We start from the raw sequence: 15,461 nt of genomic DNA, 5'->3' as shown, positions 1-15,461 counted from the left end.
CACCCTGCGCCGGACCACCACCCTGCGCCGGACCACGTTGTGCAGGACCGGACTGCCTCGGGCCGGACTGGGGTGTGCGCCTGGACTGGTCTGGGTTGGTTTGCCAGGTGGAGGGCTTGTCGGGGTCTACCGGGCGGCGGTTGGTCCAGCCTTCGCCGAACCAGTTGTTCTGCGGGCGCTCGCCGCCGGACGGGTCCTGGAACTCGCGCTTGGCCTCGATGTCCTCTTCGGTCCACCACTGGCCTGGCTGACCGTCCCGGGCCGGCCGCTCCGGCGGACCGGTCGGCTGATCGCCCTCAGCCGGCTCGCGGTCTGCCGGGTCGTGTCCCGGGGGTGGGTTCCAGTTGTCCGACATCGATACTCCTCACGACCTTGCTGGGTGTTGCCGTCAACGTGATGCATCCGGCGCTGTTTCGGGGTGCCGAAGCCGCGCCCGGTCGGTTCCCCCCGGACAACGATGCACATCCCGGACATACTTTGCGTGATCCGGGTTCACCCAGGCTAGTCACCCCGGGCTGTCACCGCGCATCAGACCGGTGTCGGGCGAGCATTCCGGTCTACCGAACCTTCCCGGCCGAGGCGGCGAAGGTGTTGCAGACGTTCGGGTTGCGGCTGTTGAACCCGCGGGTGGCCCAGTACTGGTGGTTCACCCCGTCGCCGTGGTCGTTGTTGTAGTCCGTCCAGTGCAGGATCAGCCACTTCCACTGGAACAGGGACTCACCGGTGACCGGGTAGGTACGCCGGTTGGACCCGATGAAGATGTCACCGAAGCAGGACGCCTGCAGCTCCAGCCGCCGGCTGCCCTCGAGTTCGGCCGCCTGGGTCGGCGCCTCGTACCGGATCCGGCTGTTGGCCGCGAGGATCCCGGTCATGTTCTGCACGTGGTGCCCGTACTCGTGGGCGAACTGATGCAGCATCCACATCCGCGCCCACACCTTCTGATAGGCCTCCGGGTGCCGGTTGTAGTTGCCGATGTCCTCGCTGAGGTTCATGTAGATGGTCTCGGTGCTGCCGCAGTAGAACGGCGGGCCGCTGTCGCTGTAGCTCCCGCACGGCGTCTGGATGGTCCCACTGAACGACAGCACGTGCGGTGACCGGAACCGGCCACCGGCCTTCGCGACGATCGACGGCCACGCCTTGTTCAGGCACTTGAGCAGAGTGGAGTAGTTGGCCCGCGCACCGGCCGCGGTGGACGGACGGGACCGGCTCTCCGTGCAGTTCACTGACTTCATGCCCCCGGCCTTGTACAGCTTGTTGCGCAGCACGAGGTCGGTGTCGGTTGGTCCAGGCTTGGGCTTCGGCGTACTGGTCGTCCGCGGTGCGGTCGGTCGCGTGGTGGTCGGCTTGGCCGTGGTCCGCGGCGCAGTCGGACGGCTGGTGGCAGTGGCCGGTACAGGTGAGGGCTCTTCGGACGGCTCGTACGTCGGGCTGTCGGTCGACGTCGGAATCGACGGACTGCTGTAGGGAGAGTCGTTGTGCTTCAGGGCGTTCGACACACCCAGCAGACCGATCCCACCGAGTACGACGACACCGAGGATCGCGAACAGCACCTTCGCACCGCTGCCCTTCTTCCGCGGCGGCATCGGTCCACCAGGCGGTGCACCCCACCCGAACTGCGGCGGCGGCGGACCGCCGTACCCGGCGAACTGTCGGGGCGACGGCGGTGGGTACTGACCAGGCGGAGGAGGAGGTGGTGGATACTGCCCGGGCGGCGGTGGGCCCCACTGGTTGCCAGACACCCGCCAGACGCTATCCGAGCCCCGGCTCAACTCACTCTGGCCGCCGACGCGGTGTAGGTGTTGCACTTGCTGAGGTTCCGGCTGGTGAAGGCCGTCCGGCTCCAGGCGCCGTGGTTCTTCCGGCTCCCGTGGTCCCGGGGCAGCGAGGCGATGTCACCGCTGTTGTTCACGATGTACAGCCACTGCCGGTAGAGCCCGCCGGAGATCGGGTAGCTGCCCCGGTTGGCGCCGAGGAACGTGTTGCCCAGGCAGGACGCCTGCAACTCCATCCGCCGGTTCACCTCGAGCGCTGCCGCCTGGTTCGGCATCTGGTAGCGGACCTTGTAGTACGCCGGCAGGATGCCGGTCATCTGCTGGATGGCGTGCGAGTACTCGTGCGCCACTGTGTGCGTAGCCAGCGCCCGGGTGAACTGCTGGTTCTGCCGCCAGTACTGGATGTCGTCGGCAACATCCATGTAGATGGTGTGGTTCGACGAGCAGTAGAACGACAGACTCCGGTCGGAGTTGCCGCACGGGGAGTTCGCGCTGCCCACCCAGGAGATCAGTCCGGGCGTCCGGAACCGGCTGCCGGAGGCCTGGACCTGCCGCGGCCACGCACGGTCCAGGCAGGCCTTGACCGCGCGGTAGTAGGCCGTTGCCTTCGACCCGTTTCCGAGCCCGGAGCGGGACTCCCTGCAGTTCACCGACCGCTGCATCCCGGTCTTGTAGAGCCGGTGGGTGGCGATGAACTGCAGCGGGCTGACCTCCTTCGGCGCGGTGGTCGTCCGCGTGGGCTGGGGTGTCGGCGGGCGAGTGGTAGGTGGCGGCGGCAACGAGGTGGTCGTTGCCACCGGCACCGAAGGGGTCTCGTACGCCGGAGCGCTGGTGGCAACCGGCCGGGTCACGGCCACATCGTCGTCGTCACCCTGGGCGATCTTGAGCGCGATGATGATCGCGGCCGCCCCCGCGGCAGCGAGCAGGCCGAGGACCAGGAAGGCCACGCCGCGCGACTTCTTCGGTGGCTGCGGTGGCATCGGTCCCCAGCCGTACTGCGGGTTGGCCGGTGGCGGACCGTAGTACCCGGGCTGCTGTGGAGGTCCCCATTGGTTGCCTGACACGCGGCAGACGGTAGCGGAGCCCAGGCTCAACCACAGTTGAACGTGCGTCACGATATGGTGCCCAGGTCAACACTGACCCCTCCGATACGGTGTGATTGAGCAATGCGTCTTCGTCTGCTCGGGCTCTCCCTGTGTGCCCTTGGTCTGACCGCCCTCACCGGCCTCCCCGCCGGTGCGACCGGTTCCAGCGGTGCGGCCGACCCGGTCGTGACCAACTTCGACAGCCAGATCCGGGTCGAACGTGACGGCCTGCTCCGGGTTTCCGAGACCTGGAAGCTCAGCAACGTGACCGGGACCTTCACCCGGTTCGTCGTCACCCGTGACCACCTGCCCGACGACGTCGACCACGTGCAGGAGATCCAGGACCTGCAGGTCAAGTCCGGCGGCCAGGACAAGCAGGCCGAGCTGAGCACGGACGGTGACGTCACCTCGATGGCGGTCGCCGACGTCAGCGGCAACACCCAGCTGGACTTCACCTACACGGTCAAGGGCGCGGTCGCCCAGACGCTGAACGGCACCGAGGTGCGGTTCGCCCCGCTGACCGGGATCAACCTGACCGTCCAGCAGACCAACATCGTCTTCAGTACTCCGGAGGTCTCGCACGTCTCCTGCTTCGCCGGTGCGATCGACAGCAACACGCCGTGCACGCTGGCGCAGATCGGTGAGACGTCCGGCCCGACGTTCCAGCAGCAGAGCCTGCCGCCGGGCAACACGGTCCGGATGACGATCGGCTTCCCCGAGGGCGAGATCGCCGCGAACTCGATCGTCGAGTACCGCAAGACCCTGAAGCGCGCGTTCTCCACCGACACCGCGCAGCTGATCACCGCGCTGGCCGTGCTGTTGCTCGGCCTGATCGGGCTGCTGCTGCTCTACCGGGTCCGCGGCCGCGACCAGGTCGACCCGCGTCGCGTCGTACCGGCGTCGCTGTTCAGCCTCGGCCCCGACACCCGGATCGACTTCACCCCGCCGTCCGACCTTCGGCCCGGCGAGGTGGGCACGCTCATCGACGAACGGATCGACCCGGTCGACGTCACGGCGACGATCATCGACCTGGCCGTCCGCGGGCACATCACGATCATCGAGCTGGAGCACGAGACGGAGTATGCGCGACCGGACTGGGAGCTGCGCCGGGTCGCGAACGCGCCGTCGGAGGAACTGCAGCGGTACGAGAACGTCCTGATCCGCGCCATCTTCGGCGACGCCGACTCGGTGCTCGTCTCGGAGCTCGGCCGCCAGGTGCGGGAGAACCTCGGCCAGGTCCAGGACGCTCTGTACGACGGTGTGGTCAAGCGCGGCTGGTTCAACGAGCGCCCGGACCGGACCCGGTCGCTGTGGGCGACGATCGGTATCGCCACCACGGTGGTCGGCGTGATCGCGACTGTTCTTCTCGCACTGTTCTCGACCTGGGGCCTGCTGGGCCTGGCGGTCACCGCCATCGGCGTCGGCCTGATCGTGGTCGGCCGCTACATGCCGGCCAAGGCGCCGGCCGCCGGCCGGGTGCTCGGCCAGGTCGCCGCGATCCGCGGTGAGCTGCTCGAGATGGACGTCAGCGAACTGCCCTCGGACCAGCACGCCGAGCTCTGCTCGCGGGCACTGCCGTACGCCGTCGTCCTCGGCGGATCGGAGCGCTGGATCGACGCACTGGTCGCGACCGACGAGGACGCCGACGAGGACGAGGGCTTCGCGTGGTACCGCGGTCCGCGCGGCTGGCACCTGCAGTACCTGCCGGACTCGCTGCGAAACCTCACCACGAACCTCACCGGCGCACTCTTCGCCCGCTGAGTCCTACCAGTTGGCCTGTGGCTCCCGCGGTGGGAGCTGCAGGCCGCTCGGGTGGATGACGTACACGAGCCCGCCCGAGTGCGGTACCCACGCGTTCTCGAACGCAGTCCGGTCGTACGTCGTCCGCACCTCGCCGTTGCTCGGGATCAGGTGCGAGGCCGGATCGTTGACGACCACGTTGCCGGCCGGGTCGAAGCCGACGATCACCATCAGGTGCCCGTTGGTCCCGTAGCCCGCGCCGGGCAGGTCGCCCTTCTTGAACGACAGCGACGCGACCAAGGGTATGCCGGCCTTGATGAACTGCTCCGCCTCGGTCAGCGACCGCAGCCGGGTGATGAACCCGTCCACTCCGCGGGATCCGGCATACGCCGTGTTGAACGGCCAGTTCCCGGCACCGTCGTACGCGTAGTCGAAGACTGATCGAGCCGAGTGGTCCACCTGTGGATCCGCGTCGGCGGGATCGACCCAGGACGTCTCGCCGGCGGTTGGCCCGGCACCGTAGTAGTCCAGCACCATCGCCGTCGACGTCGCTGAGCACCAGGCCTCGCCACCGCCGTCCCACTGCGGATAGTGCCCGAGGTGCGTCTCCTGCGAGTACGTCGGTACGTCGAGAACGATGCCCTCCGCGCCGCCAAGGGGGCTCGCGGCAACCTTCTTCTCGTCGGGCAGCCGGGACGCCATTGCCCCGACCGACCGGACCACCGGGCTCTGCGTCGTACCGCTCAGCCGGTACAGGGTCACCTTCAGCTGCCAGCGGTCCAGCCAGCGTCCCGAGGCCGCCGTGAAGGTGTCGACGGCAACAGATCCGTCCTCATCACCCTGACTCGGCACCGAGGTCCGGTGGATGTCGCCGGCCGCGGTGTCGTCGCCGCTGGACCAGCGGCCGAGCACGTACCACTTGGTCGTGGTGCCGGCATCGGTCTGGCCGGCCATCGAGACCTCGACCCAGGTGCCGGGCGGCGTGGTGGCGTTCCAGGACGCGACCAGCTCGGTCAGCCCGAAGCCGGTGCTGACCTGCGGCGAGACCCAGCTGGTCTGGTCGTAGCTCTTCGCGGTGCCGTCGCCGAACGGATCGACGTACGACGTGGTGCCGGTCGAGGTGCCGAAGGTCAGGGCACCGTCGGTGACGTTGGTGCCCTGCTGGGCACCGGCGAGGAAGTCGGTGGTCGACGTCCACGTGCGGTAGGCGATCTGACGCGGCGGGGCGACCTTGGCGGCCTCGCTCGGTAGCGAGCCGGAGGTCAGCACGACCACACCGATGATCAGGGCGGTGAGGGAACGGGCGGCGGTCATTCTTCGACGGTAGACCCGAGTCGGTGAACGCGTGCCGCGATCGCGTGTCGCGCGGTCAGATAATTACGAGCGCTTGTCCCACTCCTCGGCGAGCATCGCGAACACGGCCTCGTCGGTCCATCGGCCCTTGAGGAACTCGTTCTGCACGAACGTCGCCTCGTGGCGCATCCCGAGCCGCTTCAGCAGGTTCGCCGAGCTGGTGTTGGTGGCGTCCAGCCGGCCGATGATCCGGTGCATGCCGTAGTCCTCGAACCCGATCCGCAGCAGCTCGACCGACGCCTCCGCGGCGAACCCGCGGCCGTGGAACTCGGGGTGGAAGACGAAGCCGATCTCGCCGCCGCGGTGCTCGGCGTTCTGGACGAACAACGACACCTCGCCGACATGCCGGCCGGTCTCCCGCAGGATCACAGCGACGGTGAGCGCCTGACCGTCGGTGTCCATCGGTACGTCGGCCAGCCGGCCGGCGAGGGACTCCTTCACCTGCTCCGGCGTCTTCGGGTCGTACAGCAGGAACCGAGTCACATCCGGGTTCGATTGCAGCTTCAGCAGGTCGTCGTAGTCGGTTTCGCGGTAGCGGCGCAGGGTCAGGCGGTCGGTCTCGATCGGCAGTGAAGAGCTCACCGATCGAGACTATGAGACCGCCGCAACCCAATTACCCGTTGGCGAGGGCAACGAGCCGGGACTGGTCACCGTTGAAACGGTCCTGGTCGATCGGCGTCGAGCTGTACTGCCAGATGGTGTGGAACGGCCAGCCGCCCGGCAGGGTCCCCGGCGCCGAGGCATAGCGGGCCACCCAGAGCGGATTGGTCGAGTTGAAGGCGGTGCTGTTGCCGGTGCAGCGGCTCCACCAGTCGAGGTTGGTGTAGATGACCGGGTCGCGGCCGGTGCGGGCCTTGTAAGTGTTGAGGAAGTCGCGGATCCAGCTGACCATCGCCGACGCGCTCAGTCCGTAGCAGGTCGCGCCGTACGGGTTGTACTCGATGTCGAGTGCACCCGGCAGGGTCTTGCCGTCCCGGGACCAGCCGCCGCCGTGGGCCAGGAAGTACGTGGCCTGGTTGGCGCCGCTGGAGTCGTTCGGGGTGGCGAAGTGGTAGGCGCCGCGGATCATCCCGACGTTGTAGGACCCGTTGTACTGCTGGGCGAAGTACGGGTTCGTGTAGTAGTTGCCTTCGGTCGCCTTCACGTAGGCGAACCGTTTGCCGGCCGACCACTGCGAGGCCCAGTTGACGTTGCCCTGGTGGCTGGAGACGTCGATGCCTTCGACCGAGGCGGCCGGGGCCATCACCGCCGGAGCGGCGCTGGTCGTGGTGTTCTGCAGCCAGCCCATGTAGGCGTCGCCGGCCTTGTCGATGCCGTGCTGGCGGGCCTGCGGGGTGGGCTGGTGGGACGCGGTCGACGCGTCGGTGTTCGGCGTACTGGCTTGGGCGGAGCCGATCGAGGCCAGGAGCAGGCCAAGAGTGACGGCGGCACCCGTGAGGACGGACTTCACGGTGAACCTCCACAGAGCGATGAGGGGCGGACAGAGCGCTCGGCGGAGGTTCTACCCGGCCTCAGAAAGAATCAAACCTCCAGTCTGTAGCCGACGTGATTATTTACCCACCAGCTACTTCACGTACTTCGCCGCGGCAACGTAGGTATTGCAGGCCGCCGGGCTGAGGGTGTTGAAGCCTGCATTGGCCCAGCGTGGCTGGACCGTGCGGCTGCCGTGGTCGCGGCGGGTTCCGTACTCGTCGCCGGAATGTGCCGTCATCCAGGTCCACCAGTACTTGAGCGATCCGGTCATCTTGTAACTGTTCTTGTTCGCGCCCATGAACACCGCGCCGAAGCAGGTCGCCTGGATCTCCAGCCGGCGGCTCATCTCCAGGGACTTGTCCCCGCTGAGCTGGTACTCCAGATTCGACGACGCCCGGAGGATGCCGGTCATGTTCTGGACGTGGTGGCCGAACTCGTGGGCCACCGTGTCGGTCATGACAGCTCGCGCGAAGATCGAGTTCTGCTTGCTGTACTGCAGGTCGGAGTCCACGTCCATGTAGATCGTGGCGTTGGCGGAGCAGTAGAACGAGATCCCCCCGTCGGTACCGCACGGCGTCGACGCCGACTTGTGGAAGACGATCAGGTGTGGCGCGGCGAATCTGGCGCCGGCCAGTGTCACCTGCTTCGGCCAGGCGCGGATCAGGCAGCGCAGCACGGTGACGTAGTACTTCTGCGCGTTCGCCGTACTGGTGGCCCGGGCTCCGGACTCGCGGCAGCCCACCGACGACTGCTTGCCGGTCCTGTAGATCCGGTTCTTGGTGACCATGTCGGAATTCGACGGCGGCGGAGGCGTCGTCCTGGTCTGGGTCGGCTTGGGCTGGGTCGGTTTGGTGGTCGGGACCTTGGTGGTCGTGGGGAAGTACGTCGGGCCCTCGGTCGGCTCGTACGTCGATGACGTCGGCTCGGGCTGGCTGTAGTCGTCGCTGTTGTGCTTCAGCAAGCTGCTGAGGACCGCGAACCCGACGATGGCGAGACCCACGATCGCGATCGGCAGCACGATCCAGCCGACCTTGCTCTTCTTCTTGGGCGGCGGTGGGAACCCGTTCGACCCCCAGCCGAATCCCGGCCCCGGCGGCGGGCCCATCGGCGGGCCCATGCGCGGTGGACCCTGCGGTGGACCCCAGTACTGCGGTGGTGGACCCGGTGGCGGACCGTACTGCGGGGGCGGTGGGCCCTGGTACGGCCCCGGCTGTTGCGGCGGCGGGCCGTACGGTGGCTGGTTCGGCAACGGATTCCTCCTGACAAGTGCTCCTGCCGGTATTTTGTCAAGAGGGAGTGCCACTTCCCGTTACCCTTGACCGGTGACACTTCGCTTGTACGACACCATGACGGCAGCAGTGCGGGATTTCGAGCCGGTCCATCCGGGCAAGGTCGGGATCTACCACTGTGGGCTGACGGTGCAGGGTGCGCCGCACGTCGGGCACATCTACAAGGAAGTCGTCTTCGACGTTCTGCGGCGCTGGATGGAGCGGTCCGGGTACGAGGTCACCGTGATCGCGAACGTGACCGACATCGAGGACAAGATCCTGGCCAAGTCGGCCGAGCGCGGTGTGCCGTGGTGGGCGCACGCCTACGAGTTCGAGCGCGAGCTGCACTGGTCGTACGACGTACTCGGCTGCCGCCCGCCGACGTACGAGCCGCGCGCCACCGGTCACATCCCGGAGATGCTCGAGCTGATCGACGAGCTGATCGAGCGCGGCCACGCGTACGTCGCCCCGGACGGTTCCGGCGACGTGTACTTCGACATCCGGTCGTGGCCGTCGTACGGCGAACTGTCGCACCAGAAGATCGACGACATGGAGGCCGCCGAGGACGCGGACCCGCGCGGCAAGCGGGACCCGCGCGACTTCGCACTGTGGAAGGGGTACACCCCGGACACTCCGCGGACGGCCTCCTGGCCGGCGCCGTACGGCCGCGGCCGCCCGGGCTGGCATCTGGAGTGCTCCGCGATGGCGGGCAAGTACCTCGGTGACGAGTTCGACATCCACGGCGGCGGTCTGGACCTGCGGTTCCCGCACCACGAGAACGAGCTGGCCCAGTCGACCGCGGTCGGGCGGAAGTTCGCCCGGTTCTGGATGCACAACGCGCTCGTCACCACCGCCGGCGAGAAGATGTCGAAGTCGATGGGCAACGGCGCGATCGTGCGCAACGTGGTCCAGCGGGTCCGGCCGATCGAGCTGCGGTACTACCTGGTGCAGTCGCACTACCGCTCGGTGGTGGAGTTCTCGTTCGAGGCGCTGGACGAGGCCGCGAAGGGGTTCCAGCGGGTCGAGGGCTTCGTCACCCGGGCGACCGAGGTGACCGGCGGAGTCGAGCCGGCGGCCGAGTTGCCGTCCGACTTCGGCGCGGCGATGGACGACGACCTGGGGACGCCGGCGGCGTTCGCCGTACTGCACAACACCGTGCGGGACGGGAACAAGTTGCTCGCGGACGGGGATTCGCCCGCGTTGCGGGAGAGCCTGGCGGCAGTGCGCGGGATGCTCGAGGTCCTCGGGCTCGACCCGTTGGCCGACCCGTGGGCGTCGCGGTCCGACGTCGGCGGCGAGCTGACCGAGGTGGTGGACGGGTTGGTCAAGGCGCTGCTGGAGCAGCGGCAGGCCGCCCGCGAACGCAAGGACTACGCCGCGTCGGACGCGATCCGCGACCGGCTGAAGGCGCTCGGCGTCGTCGTCGAGGACACGCCGCAGGGACCACGCTGGTCGCTGGCGGCACCGACTACAACCGACGAAGGAAGCTGACGTGCCGGGAAGTAGCCAGCGCAAGGGCGCCATCCGCAAGAAGCCGCGGGGCAACCCGACCGCCGGATCCGGTGGCCGGGTCCGCCGCGGTCTGGAGGGCAAGGGCCCGACCCCGAAGGCGGTGGACCGGGTCAAGCACCCGGCGCACAAGCGGGCCAAGGCGAAGGAGCGCGCCAACGAGCGTGAGCGCACTCGCCGCCCGGCCCGCAAGGACACCGACTCCACGGTCGAGTGGGTCTACGGCCGCAACCCGGTGGTCGAGGCGCTGCGGGCCGACGTACCGGCCGCGGCGCTGCATGTTGCCGAAGGCACCGAACGGGACGCCCGGCTGCGGGAGGCATTGCTGCTCGCGGTCGAGCACGGCGTCTCGGTGCTCGAGGTGCCGCGGGCCGAGCTCGACCGGGTCACCGCCGGCGGCGCCCATCAAGGTGTCGCGGTGCAGATCCCGCCGTACGAGTACGCGCATCCCGACGACCTGCTCGACCGGGCGTACGCCGCCGGCGAGGTGCCGCTCGTGGTCGCGCTGGACGGGGTGACCGATCCGCGCAACCTGGGCGCGATCACCCGGTCCGCGGCGGCCTTCGGTGCGCACGGCGTACTGGTGCCGGAGCGTCGGGCGGCGTCCGTGTCGGCGTCGGCGTGGAAGACGTCGGCCGGTGCCGCGGCGCGGATCCCAGTCGCCCGGGCGACCAACCTCAACCGCGCGCTGAAGTCGTACAAGGACGCCGGCCTCATGGTCGTCGGCCTGGACATGGGTGGCGCCGTCGAGCTCCCCGACCTGGACGTCGCCACCGAGCCTCTGGTCCTGGTCGTCGGCTCCGAAGGCAAGGGTCTGGCCCGGCTGGTCCGCGAGAACTGCGACCTGATCGTCTCGATCCCGATGACGTCAGCCACCGAGTCCCTCAACGCCGGCATCGCCACCGGCGTAGCCCTCTACGAAATCTCCCGCCGCCGCGCGTGATGTGACAACGCCCCGGACCGGGTGGTCCGGGGCGCTGTTGTTGTTGCAGGGGTCAGTAGACGCTCACGCCGTAGCGGGAGAGTGCTTCGGTGACGGGCTGGAAGTACGTCGTCCCGCCGCTGCTGCAGTTGCCGGAGCCGCCGGAGGTGAGGCCGAGGGCCGTGGAACCGGCGAACAGCGCGCCGCCGGAGTCGCCGCCCTCTGCGCACACGTTGGTGCGGATCAGGCCGGTGACGGTGCCTTCGGCGTAGTTCACCGTGGCGTTCGTAGCGGTGACTGTGCCGCTGTGCACCCCGGTGGTGCTACCGCTGCGCTTGACGGCCTGGCCGACGGTCGCGTTGGCCGACCTGGTGATGTCCTGGCTCGTGCCGTTGTACAGGTCCACCGTTCCGGGGTGGTTCGTGAACGACGTGCTGTACTTGACGATCGCGTAGTCGTTGCCGGGGAAGCTCGACCCGAAGGTGGTGCCGAGCAGCGTGGTGTGGCCCGAGTTCGAGTACCAGCTGGATGCGATGTTGCCGCAGTGACCGGCGGTCAGGAAGTAGTACGTGCTGCCACTGCGGACGTTGAAGCCGAGCGAGCAGCGGTACTGCCCGCCGTAGATCGCGTCACCGCCGGCGATGTACTTGGTCAGCTTGCCGGAGATCTTCTCCAGGGTGACCCGGTCGCCGAACTGCTTGGTGACGCCGGTGAGCGAGGACAGCTTGGCACCGGTGACCGTGTCGTCGTACGAGACGATGATCCGGCCGTCCGGGTTGGTCTGCCAGGCCGTGCCCGGGATGGACGCGTCCTTGCTCAGCGTGGCGGTGATGGCGGTCGCCGACAGTGCCGACGGCTTGATCGGGGCGGCGCTGGCCTGGGTGGCCAGCAGCCCGGCGGCGGCGAGCCCGGCGGCTGCCAGGATCGCGGTGGTACGGCGAAGCGGAGAGAATTTCACGGTTTCAGCCTCCTCACGATGAGGACGCGCTCGGGGCGGGTGCGTCCTTGACTTAAAACCGTGAGCAGTAGTACCCAGATCTGTCCGTGAGTATTCGCCCGAGCTCGGAGCGTGAGGGTAATCCTCCGGTCAGTACACGGCGACGCCGTACCGGGTGAGGGCCTCGACGACCGGCTGGAAGTAGCTGACACCGCCCGAACTGCAGTCGCCGCTGCCGCCGGAGAGCAGTCCGTAGGCGTACTGCCGGTAGAACAGCGGACCACCCGAGTCGCCCGGCTCCGAGCAGACGCTGGTCCGGATCATGCCGGTGACGCGGCCTTCGGGGTAGTTCACCGTGACGTTGAGCCCGGTCACTGTGCCGCTGTGCAGGCCGGTGGTGCCGCCGGCGCGGTACACGTACTTGCCGAGGTTCGGGTTCACCGCCCGGCTGATGTCCTGCGACCGCCCGTTGTACAGGTTCACGCTGCCGCCGGGCCGCGAGATGTCGGTCCGGTAGACGATCAGCGAGTAGTCGTTCCCCGGGAAGCTGAAGTGGTGCCGCTGGCCGAGCCGGGACGTCTTGGCCGAGTTGTTGTACCAGGTCGCGGCCTCGGCACCGCAGTGACCGGCGGTGAGCAGGTAGTAGATGCCCCGCCGCGAGACGTTGAAGCCGGCCGAGCACTTCACGTCCCCGCCGTAGATCGCGCTCCCGCCGCTGATCCGTGTGGTCAGCTTGCCGGGCAGCTTCGTCAGTACGACGCCCGCCCCGAGCTTCTTGGTCACGCCGGTCAGTGAGGTCAGCTTGGAGCCGGTGACGGTCGAGTCGTAGGACACCTCGACGGTGCCGTCCGGCCGGGTCATCCAGGTGGTGCCCGGGATCGAGACGTCCTCGTTCAGGGCAGAGGTGATGGCCGCGGCCGACAGTCGCGGCGGCTTGACCGGATCGGCCTTGGCAGGCAGTGCGGTCAGGGCCAGAGCGGTTACGGCGAGCGCAGCGGCTGCGCGCCGGACAGTGGAGGGTCGCATGTCATCAGCCTTCCGTGGCGTGCGGTTCTGATGAGTTCATTGGCAGCTTCAGGACGTCAAACGCTTGGTTGAGTCTAGGCCGCCGCAGGTCACCGTGCGCCGCAACACCTGCATATCACCTCGCAACACTGCGTGATCGACATCGACGGTCCACTTCTCGCCGGACAGCGTCACCGTCATCGCCCCGTTCTCGAACCACGGCCCGTGCGACAGCCGCCAGTCCGCCGCCACATCCCGTACGCCGGCCGACCGCGCGAGGCGGTGCAGCAGCGCGGTCATCCACCGGGTCCCGAGGATGTGATTGCCCCACCTGATGTGCTGCGGCACCGGGTTCCGGAACGGCGACATGGTGAGCTGGCGGATCGCCGTACCCGGATGCTCGACGGTCGTCAGCCGGGCCTCGGCAATGTAGCTGCAGTGCACGTCGCCGGACAGCATCAGGATCGACGCCGGCGGATCCTCACCGCCGACCACCTCGGTCAGCAGCGTGGTCATATCGTCCAGCGACTTCCGGAACGACGCCCAGTGCTCCAGATCCATGCGCTGCCGGATCTTCTCGCCCACTCGGGCGCCGCGCCGACCCCATGCGCCGGACGAGATCGCCTCGTCCCATCCCTCCAGGTGATGCAGCCCGGGCGCGAGCAGGAACGGCAGGGTCGAGGCCAGCAGGAGATGCCGGATCGGACGCGTCGCGCCGACCGTGTGCCGTTGTACCCACTCCCACTCGTGGGTGTCGACCATCGCCCGCTCGTCCGGGTCCAGATGCCGGGAGCACCGTGAGTCGATCGCGAGCAGCCGGACATCGCCGAAGTCGCGGTAGAAACTCCAGCGGGTCGACGCCGGATCCTCGTCCGCGGTCCAGGCGAAGCTGTCCAGGTACGCCGTACGTTCGTCGTCGTCCTCGATCGTGAGCATTGCGCGGTACGTCGCGTCCCGGTCGAGCTGCTCGGGCGAGAGATTGCCGAGGTGCTGATAGACCCAGTACGACGCGTAGGCGCCGACGACCCGGTCGTGCCACCACGGCTGCCCGGTCACCCAGCGACGCCAGGTCAGCGAGGTGTTCCAGTCGTCGCGCAGGTCGTGGTCGTCGAGCAGCATGCACAGCGGGACCGTCGAGAACAGCCAGCGCACGGCGGGAGTCGTCCACGAGTCGTCGTACAGCCAGGTGTACTCCTCGAAGTTCCCGATCTCATCGGCGACCTCGGACCCTGGCCGACCACCGTGGGCCTCGTGCAGCCGACGCAGTACGGCGTCGGACGGGTCGTCGGCGTACACCTGGTCACCGAGGAGCAGCACCGCATCCGGTTGATCGTCCTCACCGGCTGCCACCGACTCGGCCAGCGCGACCAACGCGTCCGGGCCGAACTCCTTGAACCCCTTCTCGTCGAACGGCGCGGACCGGCGGCACGACCCGAACGTCAGCCGGAAGGTCCCGTCCGCACGCGGTGTCCGGATCACACTCGGGCCGTACGGGCTGTACGCGACCGGCCACACCGTCCTGCCGTCCAGCATCACCTCGTACGGCGTCGTGGAGTCCGGCTCGAGGCCCTCGATCCGGACCAGCGCGTAGTGGTGGCCGTGCACCGACCAGGTCCGGGCCGTGTGGCCGAGCACCTCGACCTCGGCCGGACCGCTGGTCTCCACCCAGACGGTGGCCCGGGTCTCGTCGACGTACCGCAGCAGCGGCCCCAGCCTGAGCTCCATCCGGGCAACCTACAAGCTCAGTCCAGTCGCAGCGAGTGCAGAACGAACGACGCGAGCTCGCGGTACGCCTCGGCGTCGTTGAGGCCGGTGCGGCGGGCGATGTCGCCGCGCTGGATGGCCTGCATGGTGTGCGCGACCATCTCGGCCGCGAACGCGATGTCGACCTGCCGGAACGTCTTGTTGTTGATGCCGTCCTCGATCAGCGACCGGACCCGATCGGCCGCGATCCGGGTGTTCCGCTCGTACACCGAACGCGCCGGCGCGAACGTCGCGACGTCGTCCAGGAAGGTCCGGCTGGCCGGCCGGAGCGCGTCCGCGACCGCGTTCAGGTACGCCGCGATCCGCCGGTCGTGCCGGGTCTGCCGGGCGACCGCGGACTCGACCTGGGCGGTGGCATTCTTGAAGTAGTGCTTCACCACCTCGACGGCGAGCTGCTCCTTGCTCGGCGCGAGCGCGTACAGGGTCGTCTTGCTGCAGCGCAGCTCGGCGGCCAGGTCGTCCAGGGTGAACCGGCTGAAGCCCTGCTCGAGGAACAGGGTCAGGAGCCGGTCGAGCAGTTCGGACTGCCTGCGGGTACGGCGCCCCGGAACGACTGTTGTCATATCGAGACAGCATAGAACGATACGGAACTATGTGCTTCAGTATCGTTACGAGTATCATTTCGTCAGCCGT

Annotated in this window: 13 protein-coding genes; 3 read left to right on the top strand and 10 right to left on the bottom strand. The window is 68.3% G+C overall.

Features of this window, described 5'->3' with window-relative positions; translation table 11 throughout:
- Nucleotides 1-557: 557 nt before the first annotated feature.
- Nucleotides 558-1,583 carry a neutral zinc metallopeptidase gene (locus E0H73_RS09440; protein WP_238163904.1) on the bottom strand — a complete coding sequence of 342 codons (1,026 nt, stop codon included), beginning with the start codon at nt 1,581-1,583 and terminating at the stop codon, nt 558-560.
- 182 nt (nt 1,584-1,765) lie between these two features.
- Nucleotides 1,766-2,836 (bottom strand): neutral zinc metallopeptidase, encoded by a 1,071-nt coding sequence (locus E0H73_RS09435; RefSeq protein WP_131353098.1) that lies wholly within the window; start codon nt 2,834-2,836, stop codon nt 1,766-1,768.
- Nucleotides 2,837-2,938: 102 nt separating this feature from the next.
- Here E0H73_RS09435 and E0H73_RS09430 point away from each other — a divergent pair, with 102 nt between their 5' ends.
- Entirely contained in the window at nt 2,939-4,618 is a 1,680-nt protein-coding gene (locus E0H73_RS09430) for a DUF2207 domain-containing protein (protein WP_131353097.1), read from the top strand.
- Nucleotides 4,619-4,621: 3 nt separating this feature from the next.
- On the opposite strand, the gene E0H73_RS09425 is transcribed toward E0H73_RS09430, so the two are convergent.
- The 4 genes from E0H73_RS09425 to E0H73_RS09410 all read right to left on the bottom strand — a co-directional run bounded on the left by E0H73_RS09425 (nt 4,622) and on the right by E0H73_RS09410 (nt 8,540).
- A complete protein-coding gene (locus tag E0H73_RS09425; protein ID WP_131353096.1) occupies nt 4,622-5,911 on the bottom strand; it encodes a peptidase C39 family protein in 1,290 nt (429 codons plus the stop codon).
- Between the two features lie 63 nt (nt 5,912-5,974).
- Nucleotides 5,975-6,532, bottom strand: coding sequence for a GNAT family N-acetyltransferase (locus E0H73_RS09420; protein ID WP_131353095.1), 558 nt, complete (start codon nt 6,530-6,532; stop codon nt 5,975-5,977).
- A gap of 31 nt (nt 6,533-6,563) precedes the next feature.
- Entirely contained in the window at nt 6,564-7,400 is an 837-nt protein-coding gene (locus tag E0H73_RS09415) for a lysozyme (RefSeq protein WP_131353094.1), read from the bottom strand.
- Nucleotides 7,401-7,514: 114 nt separating this feature from the next.
- Entirely contained in the window at nt 7,515-8,540 is a 1,026-nt protein-coding gene (locus tag E0H73_RS09410; RefSeq protein ID WP_131353093.1) for a neutral zinc metallopeptidase, read from the bottom strand.
- Between the two features lie 205 nt (nt 8,541-8,745).
- On the opposite strand from E0H73_RS09410, the gene cysS reads away from it, so the two are divergent.
- Nucleotides 8,746-10,182: a cysteine--tRNA ligase gene (cysS, locus tag E0H73_RS09400; protein ID WP_131353092.1), complete on the top strand. Its 1,437-nt coding sequence runs from the start codon at nt 8,746-8,748 to the stop codon at nt 10,180-10,182.
- A gap of 1 nt (nt 10,183) precedes the next feature.
- Nucleotides 10,184-11,143, top strand: coding sequence for a 23S rRNA (guanosine(2251)-2'-O)-methyltransferase RlmB (gene rlmB, locus E0H73_RS09395; RefSeq protein ID WP_131353091.1), 960 nt, complete (start codon nt 10,184-10,186; stop codon nt 11,141-11,143).
- 52 nt (nt 11,144-11,195) lie between these two features.
- Here rlmB and E0H73_RS09390 read toward each other — a convergent pair whose 3' ends face one another.
- The 4 genes from E0H73_RS09390 to E0H73_RS09375 all read right to left on the bottom strand — a co-directional run bounded on the left by E0H73_RS09390 (nt 11,196) and on the right by E0H73_RS09375 (nt 15,391).
- Complete coding sequence (locus tag E0H73_RS09390; protein WP_131353090.1) at nt 11,196-12,080, bottom strand: S1 family peptidase; 885 nt, start codon at nt 12,078-12,080, stop codon at nt 11,196-11,198.
- 129 nt (nt 12,081-12,209) lie between these two features.
- Nucleotides 12,210-13,085 (bottom strand): S1 family peptidase, encoded by an 876-nt coding sequence (locus E0H73_RS09385; RefSeq protein WP_131353089.1) that lies wholly within the window; start codon nt 13,083-13,085, stop codon nt 12,210-12,212.
- Between the two features lie 48 nt (nt 13,086-13,133).
- Nucleotides 13,134-14,789, bottom strand: a complete 1,656-nt coding sequence (locus E0H73_RS09380; RefSeq protein ID WP_131353088.1) for a DUF7800 domain-containing protein — start codon at nt 14,787-14,789, stop codon at nt 13,134-13,136.
- Nucleotides 14,790-14,806: 17 nt separating this feature from the next.
- Entirely contained in the window at nt 14,807-15,391 is a 585-nt protein-coding gene (locus E0H73_RS09375) for a TetR/AcrR family transcriptional regulator (protein WP_131353087.1), read from the bottom strand.
- Nucleotides 15,392-15,461 lie beyond the last annotated feature (70 nt).

The sequence above is a fragment of the Kribbella pittospori genome, from assembly GCF_004331465.1.
Taxonomy (GTDB): Bacteria; Actinomycetota; Actinomycetes; order Propionibacteriales; family Kribbellaceae; genus Kribbella; species Kribbella pittospori.
This window is presented reverse-complemented; position numbering and strand designations above follow the sequence as displayed.

Bases quoted from the DNA above. Each gene is read 5' to 3' on its own strand.
- E0H73_RS09385 (WP_131353089.1), bottom strand. From the start codon at position 13,085: ATGCGACCCTCCACTGTCCGGCGCGCAGCCGCTGCGCTCGCCGTAACC.
- E0H73_RS09425 (WP_131353096.1), bottom strand. From the start codon at position 5,911: ATGACCGCCGCCCGTTCCCTCACCGCCCTGATCATCGGTGTGGTCGTG.
- E0H73_RS09430 (WP_131353097.1), top strand. From the start codon at position 2,939: ATGCGTCTTCGTCTGCTCGGGCTCTCCCTGTGTGCCCTTGGTCTGACC.
- E0H73_RS09440 (WP_238163904.1), bottom strand. From the start codon at position 1,583: ATGCCGCCGCGGAAGAAGGGCAGCGGTGCGAAGGTGCTGTTCGCGATC.
- E0H73_RS09375 (WP_131353087.1), bottom strand. From the start codon at position 15,391: ATGACAACAGTCGTTCCGGGGCGCCGTACCCGCAGGCAGTCCGAACTG.
- E0H73_RS09380 (WP_131353088.1), bottom strand. From the start codon at position 14,789: ATGGAGCTCAGGCTGGGGCCGCTGCTGCGGTACGTCGACGAGACCCGG.
- E0H73_RS09410 (WP_131353093.1), bottom strand. From the start codon at position 8,540: ATGGGCCCGCCGATGGGCCCGCCGCCGGGGCCGGGATTCGGCTGGGGG.